Source organism: Moorena sp. (assembly GCF_982860115.1).
Genome location: NZ_CEYLVT010000001.1, coordinates 80,592 through 95,807, shown reverse-complemented (window position 1 = coordinate 95,807; position 15,216 = coordinate 80,592). Strand labels below are relative to the sequence as shown.

The following is a 15,216-nucleotide window of genomic DNA, read 5'->3' as shown; positions in this document are numbered from 1 at the left end:
ATGGTTAACCAATCCCAGGCAAGGGTGTCTTAGCCAGGTCAGCTAACGGTAAAAATACTGTCATAACCTCACCCTGTTGGGGTCGTTGCTTAACAATTAGTTTGCCCCCCAACGCCTGGAATAGATTTTTGGTCACATTCAAATTCAAACTGATACTACCGGTTTCTGGCTGGAATGTCAGCAGCTGACCAAGGGACTTCAATGTCGGGCAAGGGTCGTCACCGATTGTTTCGTGATCACTCTGAGACTGGAATTGTAACTTCAGCTGGTTTCCAGCAGGTGTAACCTGTAACTGGATATGACCCCCTGTTGGAATAGACCGGGTGAAATTTTCCATCAAGCCAGTTAGCACCTGATCTAGCAAGGCGGGATGACTGACCACTGTTGGCAACTGTTGCGGTAAGACTACATCTAGGGTTAAATTACGTCGCTGTGCTTGTTTTTGCCAGCGGGGTATGCTGTTGTGAAAAACTCTAGCCAAAGATATAGAGGTCAGGCTAACAGGGGTTTGCTTGGCTGCGGTGGTTTCTAATTCTACTGCCCGGAAAATCAACTCCATACGGTTGATTTGTTCGCTACACTCATGGTCAATAATTTCTATACGCCGCATGACTTCTGGAGGTAAGTCACGACGTCTAAGCAGTAGTTTAGTCAGCGTGTGAATTGTAGTTAGGGGTGTCCGGATTTCATGGGTCAGAGCTCGGAGCAGCTCAAGGTCAGGTGTAGCTTCAGAATTTTCTTTTGGGTTAACAGCAGAGATTCTAGGAAAGCCTCGCGCTTCATTTTTCACCAATCTTTGCCAGTTAGGCTCGCTTCCTTTGTGTTTCAGGGCATTGGGTGTACTAGAAGACCCATTTTGTGAGTTACTACCAGTTTTGACCGTATCCCTGTGATCCTGATGTTGTCTTGGCTGAACCATTGTTGACTCCGATATTGTCACCGGTATAGTCTGGCTCAGTTCTACTGAAGGCAGTTCTGGTAAATTTTTCAGAAGCCCACGACCAAAGTTCATTACAATGCGGTAATCGGGGGGTTTTGGCACAAATTTTTCCATTAAAGCTTCCAACTGCTTTAGATGATGAGAACTGCTCAGTAATAGTCTACGGCGCAGTGATGCCCAAACAAGTTGGATATCCTCTGGGTCAAAGGAGAATTGAAAGCCTGGAACGCCAAAGTGGTCTTCCCCAGAGACCATGACTAAGCTAAAGTCTTTGGTAAAAACTAAACAAAACTGCTCGTTAGCTAAGGGGTCTCCTGGAAACAGGGGTAACCTGTGCGTCGTATTTTCTACAAATGGAGTAGTCTCAGGTTGAGCCGGAGGTAGCTGGAAGGGCATAAAAGCCCAGGGATTCAAGGCGTCGTTCGTAAAAATCCCAGTCTCGAAACTTGCCAGTAGCTCTTGATCACTTAAGACTGGAGCAGGACCAGCTAGAATTAATCCTTGCTTCGAGGAGTGTTCGAGATTATGGCTTGTTGACGGGTTGTCTGAAACCCCTGGCAACAGCAACTGTTCCAAGGTAGCGATCGCACTTTGCCATTCCCGTTGAGCTTTAGCTGCTGCTGCCCTATGCTTAGGGCTAGCACCTTCTCTTGTCCTGTGACTGCTAGCACCTATTGAACAACTTTCAATCACAGTTGCTTGCTCTACTGAAACAGCCACCTTGTCATCGCTTCCAATTAGTTCCTTTTGGGATAAAATTTCACGTATACTTGGTAATAACCGCCATTGCACCACAATCCACCCCCGATGCACAGCTAGTGCAGTAATTCAAACTATCAACTCCTTTAATAAAGATGGTAATGTGATTGCTGATAGTTTAAAGATCGTAGAACCGAACTTCTACGTAGAAATTCCCGTTAACCTAGCCATTGGAAACAAGGAGCTTAAACAGAAATTAACAGTTTGAATTAAGAATATCAAATTTTTCTGGCATTGTTAGAGTTAACAAGATACACTACCTATCTGCCTCTGTTTTGGTAAGCTAATAGCTAGCGGCTAACAGCTAGCAGCTAACAGTTGGGGCAATTAATCAAAATATGGCAAAGATCGAGACCAGAACCGAACCCATGGTGATCAACATGGGTCCCCACCATCCCTCCATGCATGGCGTTCTCCGCTTAATTGTCACCCTGGATGGGGAGGATGTGATAGATTGCGAGCCGGTGATTGGCTACCTGCACCGAGGCATGGAGAAAATTGCTGAGAATCGCACTAACATTATGTATGTCCCTTACGTGAGCCGATGGGACTATGCAGCAGGGATGTTCAACGAGGCAATTACAGTCAATGCCCCAGAGAAATTAGCAGATATTCCGGTACCCAAACGTGCCAGCTACATCCGCGTGATTATGCTGGAGTTGAATCGGATTGCGAATCACCTGCTGTGGCTTGGACCATTCCTAGCAGATGTGGGTGCCCAAACCCCATTCTTCTACATCTTCCGAGAACGGGAGATGATTTATGACCTATGGGAAGCTGCCAGTGGACAACGGTTAATTAACAACAACTACTTCCGTATTGGTGGAGTTGCTGTTGACCTACCCTATGGATGGATAGATAAGTGCGAAGACTTCTGTGACTACTTTGACCCTAAAGTTGATGAGTACGAACGGTTAATCACCAACAACCCTATCTTCCGCCGCCGAGTTGAAGGTATCGGTACCATTAGTCGGGAAGAAGCGATTAACTGGGGACTTTCTGGCCCGATGCTACGAGGTTCTGGAGTCAAGTGGGACTTACGCAAAGTTGACCACTACGAATGCTACGACGACTTCGATTGGGAAGTACACTGGGAAACCGGGGGTGATTGCTTTGCCCGCTATGTGGTGCGGATTAGGGAAATGCGGGAGTCCGTTAAGATTATCCGTCAAGCCTTAAAAGGACTTCCTGGTGGTCCTTACGAAAACCTAGAAGCCAAGCGGATGGCAGAGGGTCGCAAATCCCAGTGGAACGACTTCGATTATCAGTTCATGGGCAAGAAAATTGCCCCTACTTTCAAGATTCCCAAGGGCGAACACTATGTCCGTCTTGAGTCTGGTAAAGGAGAACTAGGAATTTTCATTATTGGTGATGATAATGTCTTTCCTTGGCGTTGGAAGATTCGTCCAGCCGATTTCAATAACTTACAGATTCTGCCCCATATCCTCACAGGAGTCAAAGTTGCCGATATTATGGCCATTCTCGGTAGTATTGACATCATTATGGGGTCAGTAGACCGTTAAAGTAGGTTAATGGTTCTAGGTAATAGGCTCAATGGCTCTAGGTTTTAGACTAAGCGGGTTTTGGCAACGTTGATTAGCTCCGCCTCAAACACGGAAGCTCTCAACTAATCGAGTATTCCTCCTATTCTTTGCTAAGGTAGGAGGAATTTTTGATTTTAGGTGCGCTCTTACCATTAAGAATTAAATTCGCCACAGCTCACACCTGTTGTAAGACTGTGATGTTAAGACAGCATTTAGCTGTCCGGCAAAATTCATCCCACACCTAATTCGCAGCATAGGTGTGGGATAAATTTTGCACAGAGTATGTATGGAATTGCTATAATATATGTACTGATAAACAAAGCCGTTCGCGAAGCGTGGCCAAAGGCCTTAAATGCTGGTTTGTCAGCTATTTAACTAGCGGAAAAATCGAATTTTTGTATTGTTCCGGCGCGGAGGGGCATCCCGTGTCGTCAATAAAGCTTGCCGAGTATCCGAACCGTTGGGTGGAGTTGGCAAGAAGCCCATACTGACCTTACAGGTTCAGTGTGGGAGTATGTCACGGAATTCTAGGAATGTAGCTCCAAAGACTGAAGAGTAAATTTGCTGTCTATGAGTGAAAATCCCCCACCTATTAAAGTATTACGTCAGCGCCATGTAGGCTGGGATAAGCCTACCGAGGAAAATCTCAAAACTATTAAAACTATTGAGTTATTATGGAGTAATTTGTTCGAGGCAATTTTTGATCCCATTGAAGATAACTGGTTAGAGCATTGGCAAAAGCTATACAAAACCATTCTGGAGGTTTGTTCTGATAACGAAGAGCGCCGCATTACTCTAGTCTATCTGAGCAATGTTAAGGATTTGATAAAAGAAGCTAGGGAATGGAAAATGTTGGTGACTTACCTGGAGAATACTAAAGACTGGGCTAGAAAATCGATTATTAGAGGCTCGTGAACCGTTAAATAAAACAGTGAAAATAGTGACGATTCCGGTAAGCCACAGGCTTTATTAAAAATATCTCTGATAAAGTAAAACCTGTAAAGTTAATCACAGTAAGACGCCTATCCCTTCTACAAACGCTTTCGGGAATACTTTTCTGATAATATACTTTTCTGATAATACTGAGCGCTCCATTATGCGCTACCAGTAGCCAAGCTTGACCTTAGTTGTTGCTGCGTTCGCGTAGCGTGGCCTGCATGTCAATCGCTTTTAGCGTGGCCTACGGCCAATCGCTTAGCGGCTCAATCCTCGCGCATCGCAATCCTAATTAATTTGTGAAGAATAATAGGTCGTGAGATTCTTCCCTCAACCTTGATCACACCATCACCCGATCACCCTGTCTAAGCCTCTGGGCAAAATGTTAAGAAGAGTAAACTAGAGAAGTAGTATAAAGTCCAGTTAATTACTTCCTAAATAATCCCCGGATTTTTGGCTGTTCGCGCTTTGGCTGATGGGTAATTGTCAATTACCTGTAAGCCAAAGCGCAAATAGTCATTACCCGATCAGGACTATGATGATTAGTCAACCGGATTTTATCTAACTATCTCAAGTGCCAGTTTTCTCAGGATTATAGAGCGCGTGAAAGTTTTTCAGACGCTGGAACGGCAGCAACGCCAAAGTTTGCTGATTTTATTTACTGTTGCTCTGCTATTTTGGTCAAGCTTAACGTCTTTGTTGCCAACCCTGCCGCAATATATTGAAGACTTGGGTGGGACTAAGCAACAGGTCGGGCTAGTAATGGGTTGCTTTGCCATTGGTCTGTTGCTGTTTAGAAACCCACTGGGGCGTATGGCAGACCTGCGCAGTCGCAAGTTGGTAGTAATTATTGGTACTAGCGCTGTAGCTCTAGCACCTTTGGGCTATCTATTTACCCAGTCGATTAGCCTGTTGATGCTGGTGCGAATGTTTCATGGCATCAGTATTGCAGCCTTTACCATCGGTTATTTGGCTCTAGTCACCGATTTGTCCCCTGTTGACAAGCGGGGTGAGTTAATTGGTTACATGAGTTTGGCAACACCGATTGGTTTAGGTCTCGGACCAGCGCTGGGGGGTTTTCTACAACAAGAGGTTAGCTACACCGTTTTATTCTTAGTGTCTGCAGCTCTAGGTGGGCTGGGTGTGCTCTTAGGGAGTCAGATTCGTGAACCAATCAGGCATGCTAGACCTGAGCAGGAACAATCAGAATCTTGGTTAAACTCGATTTGGCAGCTATTGGTCAAACTATGGCAGTTGTTAACCAGCCCTCCTCTTGGAATTCCAGCTTTGGTAATGCTGTTGTTCGGTATAGTATTTGGAACAAAAGTTAGCTTTGTCTCTCTGTTTATTCGAGAGACTGGTATTAATCTCAATCCAGGATTGTTTTTCACAGCTGCTGCGATCGCTAGTTTTGTGATTCGTGCATTAACTGGTCAGGCATCTGATCGGTATGGACGAGGAGTTTTTATCACCGCTAGTGTGGTTTGCTATATCATCTCAATGTTGATGATTTCCCAGGCTGTAACGGGAGTCGGATTTTTACTAGCTGGTTTATTAGAAGGAGTTGGCGCTGGACTATTCATACCGATGATGACTGCTTTGATGACTGACCGCTCCTCTGCTGACGAACGGGGTCAGGTATTCGCTGTCTGCATTAGTGGGTTTGATTTAGGGATTGGCCTAGCTGGGCCGATCTTTGGTTATTTCGCCGACCTGTTAGGATATCGAGGAATTTTCTCCTGTGGTGCTGGTATAGCATTTTTGGCACTGATTATCTTTATGACCCAGTCCAACAAAAATTTATCCCGTTCCCTCAGATTTGCCATCGGTCGTGAACGGGATTTATATGCTATAGACACTAGAATGCCTTAGCTTAACAAACGGGCTAGGAGGGATTCGAACCCCCGACACCGTGGTCCGTAGCCACGTGCTCTAGTCCACTGAGCTACAAGCCCTTAACTGCTGCCACTTTTCTGTGGGTCAACAGTTATTTATCATAACACATAGATCAAAAATTTTGCAACACTCTTGTGGAAATCAATCGCTCGCTATCCCATCTCGATAGTCAAGGTCAAGCTCAGATGGTCGATGTTTCTGGCAAAAAGCTTACCAAACGTCAGGCAGTAGCCGCTGCTCAGGTACGGATGAAAACCGCAACCTTCAACACCATCCAAGCTGGTAATGCCCCCAAGGGTGATGTCTTAGGAACCGCTAGGCTGGCTGGGATTATGGCAGCAAAGCAAACTTCCCAACTGATTCCTCTGTGTCATCCCTTGCCCCTACACAAGATCGAAGTTCAAGTGGAACCTGACCCCCAACTACCGGGATACCAGATTCAGGCATCTGTGACTACTAAAGCTGAAACTGGTGTCGAAATGGAAGCACTAACAGCAGTTTCTGTTGCGGCTTTGACCCTTTACGATATGGCCAAAGCGTTGGAAAAGTCTATCGCGATTGAATCGATTCGCCTGTTGAGTAAGACCGGAGGTAAATCGGGGGATTACCAAATCTCAGGCGATTGCTAAGTTAAGGAATCAGCTCAAGTCAAGTTGGGTCAGCACTTAGCACTGATCCACGCTCGGCACTCAGTTGCCAATTACCGTTTGAACAGGAAATCTATGGCTAAGATTAGATTTCTCGCAAACGTGGCATCAGTTCCACGAGATTACAGGGGGAATTGCCCAAATCGAGCTGGTCTTTGATAATCTGCTCCCAACCTGTCCGACAAGCTCCAGAAGACCCAGGCAGACAAAAGATGTATGTTCCGTTAGCCACACCAGCCAGGGCACGAGATTGGATAGTAGAAGTCTTAATCTCTTGGTAGGAAATCATGCGGAAAATTTCACCAAAGCCCTGGATTTCCTTATCCAGCAGAGGTTGAATCGCTTCTGGTGTACCATCTCGACCTGTAACACCAGTTCCTCCTGTAGTCAACACTACCTGTACCGATTCATCAGCAATCCATCGGGAAACCACCTCACGGATTTTGTAGATGTTGTCTGGAACAAGAACCTTTTCCGCTAAGTGATGCCCCGCCTGGGTTAAACTCTCAACCAGCAGCTTACCGGACTTATCCGTGGCTTCGGTACGGGAATCGGACACCGTCATCACTGCAATATTTAAAGGAACAAACTGTTTGGTTAGGATCATGTTCAATCCAACATTAGGTTCTAAAATAAAATTAACTGACTAGGGTTGGTATCAGACCAAGCCCCTAAACAACTCAAAACTGACAAATATCTATGCCTCCTCGTTGGCCTCGTAAACCTGATCGACGTGATCCAGCCTACCGTCGTCTAGATGACCGCATGAACTTTGCTGTACATGTGGCAATTTTTGCTGCTTGTAATTCCGGAGTGTGGTTCTTCAAAACTATACAGTATGCTCAATGGACTTGGGCATACTGGTTTACTGGTCTGTGGGGATTGATTTTAGTAGGGCATGGGGTTTATATATTTGCGATCGCAAACTATACCCCCCTGCCTACTCAAGAACCTCCAACCGAATCCCCTCAGGGATGAAATCACCCAAGATAATTGTAGTAATTGATTTTTTGTTGACTGTTGACGGTTAACTGTTGACGGTTAACTGTTGACGGTTAACAGAAAGCCAGCAAATAAACTCGGCTCTTTTAATTCAAGGTGATGAGCAAACTGTTTTGAGGTAAAGGTTAAACTTTACACCTTCAATTCTAACCCTTTAACTTTAAACCTTTAACTTTAAATATTCCTTAGATATCCCAACATGTAATTAATTAGAAACAGCTAATTACCATGGCTAATCCAACTTCTACAGAAGCAATCGAAACTCTCGCTGCTGAAATTGGCGACAAAGTATATATTGATGTAGCCAAATGGCATCTTTACCTCAGGGATGCCCATCTACATACCACTTTGGCTGAACAATTTTATCCCCTACTAATCGATAACACTAATACAATCACAGAAGACCAGATGATGCCAATCCTGCAAAGCATTTCTGTGAAGCTAGGTGGTGGTAAACGGCAAGTTCCCCTAGCAGATTTGCTACCCATGCAGTGTCAGATGGATCTAATCGATATTCTCGAAGAGTATCAAAGACAGCTTTAAGTATCTGAAAATAGGCAATTTTCAAATAACTAATCACTAATAACAAAAAATTGGGTAACTTTAACAGCTACCCAAATAATTCTGCTTGTTCTTGGTTCACCAAAACAGCAAAGGTTTTCCTGTGAAGCGTTAAAAACTAGGCAGTTACAGCTTTTTTCGCCACAGCACTTAACTCACCGTTGGCATACTTAGTTGCAAAAACATCGATAGTCGCTTGCTTGATCTTGCTAGCATTACCAGCAGTACCAAAGGCTTCGTAACGCTTCAAGCAAACCTGCTTCATATATTTGATAGAAGGCTTGAGGAAGTGACGGGGGTCAAAGTTAGAAGGATCTTTGGCAGCAGCTTCTCGGATAGCAGCAGTGATAGCTAAGCGGTTGTCGGTGTCGATGTTAACCTTACGGACACCGCTCTTAATACCCTTTTGAATTTCTTCAAGGGGTACACCATAGGTTTCAGGAATAGAACCACCGTACTGGTTGATCATGTCAAGCCACTCTTGAGGCACAGAGGAAGAACCGTGCATCACTAAGTGAGTGTTAGGCAGACGCTTATGAATTTCTTCAATGCGACTAATGGCAAGAATTTCTCCAGTCGGCTTGCGGGTGAACTTATAAGCACCGTGGCTAGTACCAATAGCCACAGCTAGAGCATCAACTTGGGTGCGCTCAACAAATTCAACTGCTTCGTCGGGGTCGGTCAATAGTTGGTCGCGACTCAGAGTTCCTTCAAATCCGTGACCATCTTCTTTGTCACCTTTACCGGTTTCCAGTGAACCTAGGCAACCCAGTTCCCCTTCAACACTAACACCGATAGCATGGGCAACTTTTACTACTTCGGCAGTAACACTGACGTTGTAATCGAAGCTGGCTGGAGTCTTAGCATCAGCTTCCAAGGAGCCATCCATCATCACACTGGTGAAGCCGTTACGAATTGCCGAATAGCAGGTGGCTGGGCTATTGCCATGGTCTTGGTGCATGGCAATGGGAATATGAGGGTAGGATTCCACCGCTGCTGTGACCAGATGGCGGAGGAAGTTCTCACCTGCATATTTGCGGGCACCACGAGAAGCTTGTAAGATTACCGGACTATCCGCTTCTTCAGCAGCCTGCATGATAGACAGGATTTGTTCCATGTTGTTAACGTTGTATGCTGGAATCCCGTAGCCGTTCTCAGCTGCGTGATCCAACAGTAGCCGCATGGGTACAAGTGCCATATTATATTCCTCCTAACTTTGTTTGTTAGCTATTCCGGCGAGAAGCCTCACGTCTGACACTCCCTAGTGACTCGTGAACAGAATCGCCAGTCCAGACATGTCAATCTAGTTGCTTCTAGACAGCGATGCAGCGAGGTAGCGCGGTCTTGGGGTTCCCCCCATGAGCCACTACCAGTGCGGTCATGGGGGGAACCCCCATGAGCGACTGCATCAAGACAGGTTAATTCTTTAGATAATCTTAAGATATTTTGCAGCTTTTATTCAAATTTCTTAATTAGATCATCTAGACAAAGCTGAGTCTATAAAACTTGACAAAACTTACCAAATCTATAAAATAATACCCAACTACCCCAGGGAAAAATCTGGATAAACAGTAAAGTATAGGTAGTTTTCCTAAAAGTTTTGAGAACAGCTCCTAACCTTTCTCATTGGACCAATAATTTAATGTTTGTTGGCGCGAGCGGGGTCTAGCAAGCCCAGGCAGTATACCTTTTAAAGCACAGAGGTGGTCAACTGTTCATCTTATACCTAGTACATAATACTTACCTATTACCTAAAATTCGTATCGATAGACACATGTGGCTAACTAAAAGTTAGCTAAAAATGGGTCGCCCGGGACTCGAACCCGGAACTAATCGGTTAAAAGCCGAGTACTCTACCATTGAGTTAGCGACCCGGTAAGCTTCTTTCAAACATACCTTTACTAAGAATATCACATTGATAAGGAAATGTCTAGGGAAATTTAGAAAAATTTCGCCGTTAGCCTCACCGATGTCTCACTACTCTCTCCGGGAGCTAAGTGAGTTAAATTTTCCCCAGTGTTAAGAGCGTTACGGGGAGCACTCCAAGGTTCAAGGCAATAAAAGTCCTTGCCTTTAACTGTCCAAAATACCAAGGTCGAGTAAGCGTCAGTGTAGGTCAATGCGATCGCTAATCCCCGTTCGGGATCAGTAACACTGGCAGTATTATTACTCAGTTGCCCAAACGCTACATCAATTTCATCACAGCTAAAATCAAAACTGCCAGTGAAAGGATGTACTGCTTGAGTTTGCTTCTCCTGATACTCCGATCCAGGAATATCAAACTCCAGTTTAGTTTTGTCAGACGTCAAGAAGTAGGGATGGAAACCTGTGGAAAAGGGCATCGGTTCAGCAGAATGATTAGTATAGCGCTGATCAATGTCTAGGGTGTTGCCCTTTAATCGATAGGTAAAGGTAACTTCAAACTCGAACGGATAGACAGAGCGAGTTTGATCATTACTCTTGAGGGTGAGAGTCAACACTGCCATGTCACTCGTTGCACTATCAGTCACCTGCCAAGGCAAATTACGGGCAAAGCCGTGTTGTTTGAGAGTATAGTCTTGGCCAAGGTATGTATAAGTATCATTAACTAAGTTTCCACAGATGGGGAAGAGGATGGGAATGCCACCCCGTACACTCAGATTGGGATCTTTAAAGCGTTCCGCATCAAGATAAAAAATCTCCTGACCTTGGATATTCCACCGAGTGACAATGCCACCCCGTTCAGGAACCACTTCTAATCGAGACTGGGCATTGTGGTCAGTGAGAATGTAAGTTTCGTATTGGTCTTGAGTGCGTAGGATCTCAAACACTGGCTTTTCTCCCTTACGATTTAAAATCAGCTTTATCAGTTTATTGAGTGTCTTACCACTTTTGGTAACAGCAAGAGCCTATTTTTGAGTTACTCTGACTGCGACCGATGGCAGGTTGGCAGGTTGGCAGTTTTTTTTCCCAAATTCATGCTTAGTGCCAAGCACGTACAGGGATTAGTATGTCACAATGATGGGTATGTGGAACCTGTAGACACCTACCTACCAAAATGCTTGCTTCTTGAACCAGAAGGCTTTAGCCACGCCGACGTTTATACTAAGCAGTAGGGTCTCTCCTGCTGTATCCTATAAATAGCCAAGTCGGTGACAAAACTGACAGCTAAGAAGACTAAGGGGAACGGAACAGCTCTTTTTGAGCCAAATTCGTTAGTAGTGTGTTTAAAGCGCCACAAAGCGTGTGAGTAAAATCCTACTGTCAACGTTGCTAGTACCCGGTTTTTAACCCCATGAGCAACATTCGCTCACAATCCCCTATTTTTAACTTCGGGGAGTTTTCGGATTCTTACTCCATTGCCGTCGATAGCAATACTAGTGGAATCTAAGTTTACAAATAACTATAGAGTAACCATACCCCCAAACACCATCTCTGAAAGACTACAGCACCATTGCTGGCAAGCAGGAGAAATGGGTTAGGGAGATATAGGATACTGAATTAAATCAATTAAGGGATGTAGGGCCGACCTGACGGGGTTTCCCAAATTCGCGTTCTGCATCAAGACAATGCATAAAAACAATGCATAAAAAAAGTAATCAATCACACGAGCAGCGTTGATCAACTCAAACTCAAGCTCGCTTTTAATACATGCCTTACTCTCAAGCAATGAACATAAAAGACTATTAAGCTAATTTAATATTTAACAAGGAATAGACAAACCCGCTTGATTCCATGTTAAGTTAACCAAAAATGATTTCAAGCCAACCCCTACCCTTTAGGGCTGGGGATACGAGGAGTGAGCTACAATTATTGCTAATCCTTTAAAATCTTGGAATCTATTTTTGCTGCTGATGGCGGCTTGACTACTCAAGTAAATGGTATTTTAGTCGCCAGAGCCAACAAAAAAAGGATCTGGAGTATTCCTACTCTGGTGGCTCAGGTTTATTTTAGCCTTAGATTGTATCTCATCATCGTTCCGGATGGAGAGAAACCCGCCAATTATATTCGTGGGAAGTATGTCAAAATAAAGTTGTTTCTAGAGAAACCCAACCGCTTACTTCACCAGTAAAACCAAGAGTTATCTGCAACAGGAGAAGCCGAATATGCTACACCGCAAGATTTATCAACTCTGCTGCGATGGTCGTGAGGTCTGCGTTTTCTTGCGGGATCAGCAACGTTGGATTGAACAGGCCCGCATTGTTGATATCGAGGGAGATTTAGTCACAATTCGTTATGAAACAGACGAAGAGGATGAGATCAGTTCCTGGGAAGAAATGGTCCGCTTGGAAAGCATAGGCTCTGTGAGTCACAAGCTAGCTTCTGTTTTCCGAGGTAATGTTGATCCGATAGTCTCTGATGATTGTCCGGAGGCTGAACAAATTCACCCCCGCTCCCAAGACTTAAATCAGGACTAGATTGTTCATTGTTAATGGACAACTGTTAAGGGAAAATTGATAACTAACAACTAGCTAGCAATTTTCCCTTAACTATTCGTTACTCAAGGGGTTCTATCCGTTCAAAAACTGGACAGTACCCCTCCAGTGTTACTTTAAAACCATAGAGAGCTGAGGCTGGATTCCAGCAGCGCTGCCCTCTTTGGTACAGACAATTACCACAACACTCGATATTAATTGGTATCTTGGCTCTGCCCCCTTGTTTGAGTAGTTCTCGTTGTGACAATCCCCGCAAGACCAGTTCTTCTCCTTGCCAGCGGGCTTCTACTAAACCAGTATCAGCGAAATTTTGCCAACGAGGATCCGTTGCGATCGCTCTTGAAAGAGTGATATAGACAAGTGTATCTAATTCATGCAACTCTCCTTCATAGTTTGTTTCCGTTGGTAGAGCTGGTCTGATAAAGGTCTCACCAATGGGAAGTTCTACCAGTGTTCCTGCTGCTGGCGTATGGAGGTGATATCGATTTTGTAACTCTTCCAAACCAGCAAGATCAGCTAGGTAGGTAGGAGAACCGTGAACAAAAATCACATGTTGAGGTCGAAGATTATGAATCAACTGGGTGGTGCCCAGACAATCCCCATGTTGAGCCAGCAGATAAGTTTCAACCTTAAGCCATCCGTAGTCATCCGTTAGATCCTCCAAAGATTTAAGATGTTCCGGTTGCAGGACAACCCAAGAACGGTTCTCTTGCTGCGAGTACTCCCTCCAATCCATGTTTAAGTCAGTGAGGATAATACAGGGAGATTTACCGATAGCATCTCGCTGCTGGGGATCTAACCGCCGCACCCGAGGACGTACCCGCTCATCCCAAAACAAGGCTTGATGTCGGGCAAAATTTTGTACTGAGCTGGGAAAGTGAGACAGCAGTTCTAAGTAAGCATTACAACCAGCAGCCACGTTTCCATTGACCCAAATATCAAGGTCGCGTCCTGTAAAGTTGTGATGAGAGCGCAGGAGCATCAGGATTTCTTGACCTAAGCCTAAGGTAGGCACTGGCAACACAACTGAGTTATTGGTAGCAATGGCGTGCTCAATACGCTCTACTAGTTGATTTTCTTGTTGCCGCCGATGGGGATGTCGAGCAGTGCCATAACTGCCTTCTACAATTACCACATCCGGCTGTGTCCCCCTGAGGGATTCAAGGGATAATCCCTCCACCAGCCGTGAGTTAGACAGGAAAAAGTCACCAGTGTAAAGCAGTCGGTAAGTTCGATGGCGACTTGTGTAAGTGAGTAAAAATGCTGCTGCTCCTGGCAAGTGTCCAGCTGGGAACAATTGAGCAGTGAGTCCCTCACAGAATTCTACAGGGGTAACCCACGGAAGAGCTTGACAAAATGGGAGAATATCCTCAGGAGGCAGTTCCGGCCAGTTGAGTAGTAATAGTTGAGTCGTTACCTCACTGGCGTAGATTGGTAATTGTGGAAAAGTTTGGTGAAGAGCCAGCAATCCCTGACTATGGTCTGAGTGAGCGTGGCTACACAGGACTAAATCTGCTGGTGGTATCCCATCGATCTGTAGGGGGGAAATGTCTTCTAATCCACAATCAAGGAGAATGCGGTGTGGCCCCATCTGCACCAACAAACAAACCCCTTCTGCACCATGACCAACACCGTAAGGAAAGCAGGTTAATCGGTCATCCTGATCAGAGGATGCTACTGGGCGTTGATTGCTCATGAGCTTCAACTTAAATTTTAGCTAATCCGGCTCCGTTAACCCACGTCTTACTAATCAGGGAAGGGTGAATGATTAAGCCTTGGAAGAGGCAGACAGAATCGGCGATCGCCAACGGAAAATAAGGTGGAACTATTTTTACTAAGGCTGCATCTTCCTTGAACGGAAAATTCAACGGATTCTTCCCCAGTCAAAACAAACGTGGTAGAGTTGTCACTCCGTACCAATTTAGAGTGGTTTGTATGCTGGATATACCCTATAGGTCACTCTGGAGTCTATGAAAATCCCACACCCTACCCCTAAGGGTGGGTGTGGCGAGTTCTCAACTAGTTTCCCTTCTTTCGAGGTCAGAGTCAAGAGGGGATACGGCTGTCAACAACATCACCACAGTAGGGAGTTAAGTAGGGATGGACTGGCGAAGTCCCTCTAAGTGAGGATTTTTATTTTTTGACACTCCCCATGCCTAGAAGGCAGGGGCTTGGGAAAACCCCCGTGAGCCCCCTTACACTCCCCGCTCTAAGGCCTTTGGCCACGCTTCGCGATCGGTCAGCTTCTAGCCTTTGGCATCTGCTGTAATAGCAGATGCCTGGGTTTTTCCAAGGCTAAACCATGAAGGCTTTTTGAAAGCTCAGCAGCTGACAACTAAAGTAAATACTGGAAGCTTAGTGTGCAGAGCCGTTGCCGTGATAATCGTCTGAATCATAAAATCCGTTCTTAGTCCCAAAAAACAAGCACAAAGCAGTAAAAGCAATTGTTAGTACCACTAAAACCAGTTTTACTTCCATTTTCTTAATAACTCCTCATGGCTGTGAGAAAAAACCGT

15 protein-coding genes and 2 tRNA genes are annotated in these 15,216 nt (G+C 45.0%); 8 read left to right on the top strand and 9 right to left on the bottom strand.

All coding sequences use genetic code 11. From position 1 onward, the window contains the following. Positions 1–4: 4 nt before the first annotated feature. Complete coding sequence (locus AC4II3_RS00405; protein WP_488008924.1) at positions 5–1,753, bottom strand: sensor histidine kinase; 1,749 nt, start codon at positions 1,751–1,753, stop codon at positions 5–7. Between the two features lie 284 nt (positions 1,754–2,037). Here AC4II3_RS00405 and AC4II3_RS00400 point away from each other — a divergent pair, with 284 nt between their 5' ends. From AC4II3_RS00400 to AC4II3_RS00390, 3 genes are all read left to right on the top strand, one after another. Further along, positions 2,038–3,222 (top strand): NAD(P)H-quinone oxidoreductase subunit H, encoded by a 1,185-nt coding sequence (locus AC4II3_RS00400; protein ID WP_070390949.1) that lies wholly within the window; start codon positions 2,038–2,040, stop codon positions 3,220–3,222. A gap of 591 nt (positions 3,223–3,813) precedes the next feature. Next, the gene (locus tag AC4II3_RS00395; protein WP_293073756.1) at positions 3,814–4,158 is read left to right on the top strand and encodes a hypothetical protein; all 345 of its coding nucleotides are present in this window, start codon (positions 3,814–3,816) and stop codon (positions 4,156–4,158) included. Positions 4,159–4,746: 588 nt separating this feature from the next. Further along, on the top strand, positions 4,747–6,051 hold the full coding sequence (locus AC4II3_RS00390; RefSeq protein ID WP_488016667.1) for an MFS transporter: 1,305 nt from the start codon (positions 4,747–4,749) through the stop codon (positions 6,049–6,051). Between the two features lie 9 nt (positions 6,052–6,060). Here the strand turns inward: AC4II3_RS00390 and AC4II3_RS00385 are convergent. Continuing rightward, positions 6,061–6,134, bottom strand: a tRNA-Arg gene (locus AC4II3_RS00385). Between the two features lie 75 nt (positions 6,135–6,209). Between AC4II3_RS00385 and moaC the strand changes: the two genes are divergently transcribed. Continuing rightward, a complete protein-coding gene (gene moaC, locus AC4II3_RS00380; protein ID WP_488016665.1) occupies positions 6,210–6,704 on the top strand; it encodes a cyclic pyranopterin monophosphate synthase MoaC in 495 nt (164 codons plus the stop codon). 103 nt (positions 6,705–6,807) lie between these two features. Here the strand turns inward: moaC and moaB are convergent, their stop codons facing one another. Next, positions 6,808–7,329 (bottom strand): molybdenum cofactor biosynthesis protein B, encoded by a 522-nt coding sequence (gene moaB, locus AC4II3_RS00375; RefSeq protein WP_488016663.1) that lies wholly within the window; start codon positions 7,327–7,329, stop codon positions 6,808–6,810. A 92-nt stretch (positions 7,330–7,421) separates the two neighbouring features. On the opposite strand from moaB, the gene AC4II3_RS00370 reads away from it, so the two are divergent. Together AC4II3_RS00370 and AC4II3_RS00365 are read left to right on the top strand one after the other, a co-directional pair. Further along, a complete protein-coding gene (locus AC4II3_RS00370; RefSeq protein ID WP_008182041.1) occupies positions 7,422–7,700 on the top strand; it encodes a 2TM domain-containing protein in 279 nt (92 codons plus the stop codon). A 252-nt stretch (positions 7,701–7,952) separates the two neighbouring features. Continuing rightward, positions 7,953–8,267 carry a DUF3181 family protein gene (locus tag AC4II3_RS00365; RefSeq protein ID WP_488017123.1) on the top strand — a complete coding sequence of 105 codons (315 nt, stop codon included), beginning with the start codon at positions 7,953–7,955 and terminating at the stop codon, positions 8,265–8,267. Between the two features lie 136 nt (positions 8,268–8,403). Here AC4II3_RS00365 and fba read toward each other — a convergent pair whose 3' ends face one another. The 3 genes from fba to AC4II3_RS00350 all read right to left on the bottom strand — a co-directional run bounded on the left by fba (position 8,404) and on the right by AC4II3_RS00350 (position 11,095). Further along, on the bottom strand, positions 8,404–9,483 hold the full coding sequence (gene fba / locus AC4II3_RS00360; RefSeq protein WP_070390956.1) for a class II fructose-bisphosphate aldolase: 1,080 nt from the start codon (positions 9,481–9,483) through the stop codon (positions 8,404–8,406). Positions 9,484–10,087: 604 nt separating this feature from the next. After that, positions 10,088–10,159 (bottom strand) — tRNA-Lys (locus tag AC4II3_RS00355). Between the two features lie 66 nt (positions 10,160–10,225). Continuing rightward, positions 10,226–11,095 carry an aldose epimerase family protein gene (locus AC4II3_RS00350; RefSeq protein WP_488029091.1) on the bottom strand — a complete coding sequence of 290 codons (870 nt, stop codon included), beginning with the start codon at positions 11,093–11,095 and terminating at the stop codon, positions 10,226–10,228. 1,001 nt (positions 11,096–12,096) lie between these two features. Here AC4II3_RS00350 and AC4II3_RS00345 point away from each other — a divergent pair. Both AC4II3_RS00345 and AC4II3_RS00340 read left to right on the top strand, forming a co-directional pair. Then, on the top strand, positions 12,097–12,336 hold the full coding sequence (locus tag AC4II3_RS00345) for a hypothetical protein (RefSeq protein ID WP_488014193.1): 240 nt from the start codon (positions 12,097–12,099) through the stop codon (positions 12,334–12,336). Between the two features lie 34 nt (positions 12,337–12,370). Then, positions 12,371–12,682 (top strand): DUF6679 family protein, encoded by a 312-nt coding sequence (locus AC4II3_RS00340; protein ID WP_070390959.1) that lies wholly within the window; start codon positions 12,371–12,373, stop codon positions 12,680–12,682. A 79-nt stretch (positions 12,683–12,761) separates the two neighbouring features. Here the strand turns inward: AC4II3_RS00340 and AC4II3_RS00335 are convergent, their stop codons facing one another. From AC4II3_RS00335 to AC4II3_RS00325, 3 genes are all read right to left on the bottom strand, one after another. Then, on the bottom strand, positions 12,762–14,396 hold the full coding sequence (locus AC4II3_RS00335; RefSeq protein WP_488014191.1) for an MBL fold metallo-hydrolase: 1,635 nt from the start codon (positions 14,394–14,396) through the stop codon (positions 12,762–12,764). A 10-nt stretch (positions 14,397–14,406) separates the two neighbouring features. After that, the gene (locus AC4II3_RS00330; RefSeq protein WP_287247583.1) at positions 14,407–14,568 is read right to left on the bottom strand and encodes a hypothetical protein; all 162 of its coding nucleotides are present in this window, start codon (positions 14,566–14,568) and stop codon (positions 14,407–14,409) included. 487 nt (positions 14,569–15,055) lie between these two features. Next, positions 15,056–15,178, bottom strand: a complete 123-nt coding sequence (locus AC4II3_RS00325) for a DUF8629 family protein (RefSeq protein ID WP_044492584.1) — start codon at positions 15,176–15,178, stop codon at positions 15,056–15,058. Between the last annotated feature and the right edge of the window lie 38 nt (positions 15,179–15,216).

Bases quoted from the DNA above. Each gene is read 5' to 3' on its own strand.
- AC4II3_RS00400 (WP_070390949.1), top strand. From the start codon at position 2,038: ATGGCAAAGATCGAGACCAGAACCGAACCCATGGTGATCAACATGGGT.
- AC4II3_RS00395 (WP_293073756.1), top strand. From the start codon at position 3,814: ATGAGTGAAAATCCCCCACCTATTAAAGTATTACGTCAGCGCCATGTA.
- moaB (WP_488016663.1), bottom strand. From the start codon at position 7,329: ATGATCCTAACCAAACAGTTTGTTCCTTTAAATATTGCAGTGATGACG.
- AC4II3_RS00370 (WP_008182041.1), top strand. From the start codon at position 7,422: ATGCCTCCTCGTTGGCCTCGTAAACCTGATCGACGTGATCCAGCCTAC.
- AC4II3_RS00365 (WP_488017123.1), top strand. From the start codon at position 7,953: ATGGCTAATCCAACTTCTACAGAAGCAATCGAAACTCTCGCTGCTGAA.
- fba (WP_070390956.1), bottom strand. From the start codon at position 9,483: ATGGCACTTGTACCCATGCGGCTACTGTTGGATCACGCAGCTGAGAAC.
- AC4II3_RS00340 (WP_070390959.1), top strand. From the start codon at position 12,371: ATGCTACACCGCAAGATTTATCAACTCTGCTGCGATGGTCGTGAGGTC.
- AC4II3_RS00335 (WP_488014191.1), bottom strand. From the start codon at position 14,396: ATGAGCAATCAACGCCCAGTAGCATCCTCTGATCAGGATGACCGATTA.
- AC4II3_RS00325 (WP_044492584.1), bottom strand. From the start codon at position 15,178: ATGGAAGTAAAACTGGTTTTAGTGGTACTAACAATTGCTTTTACTGCT.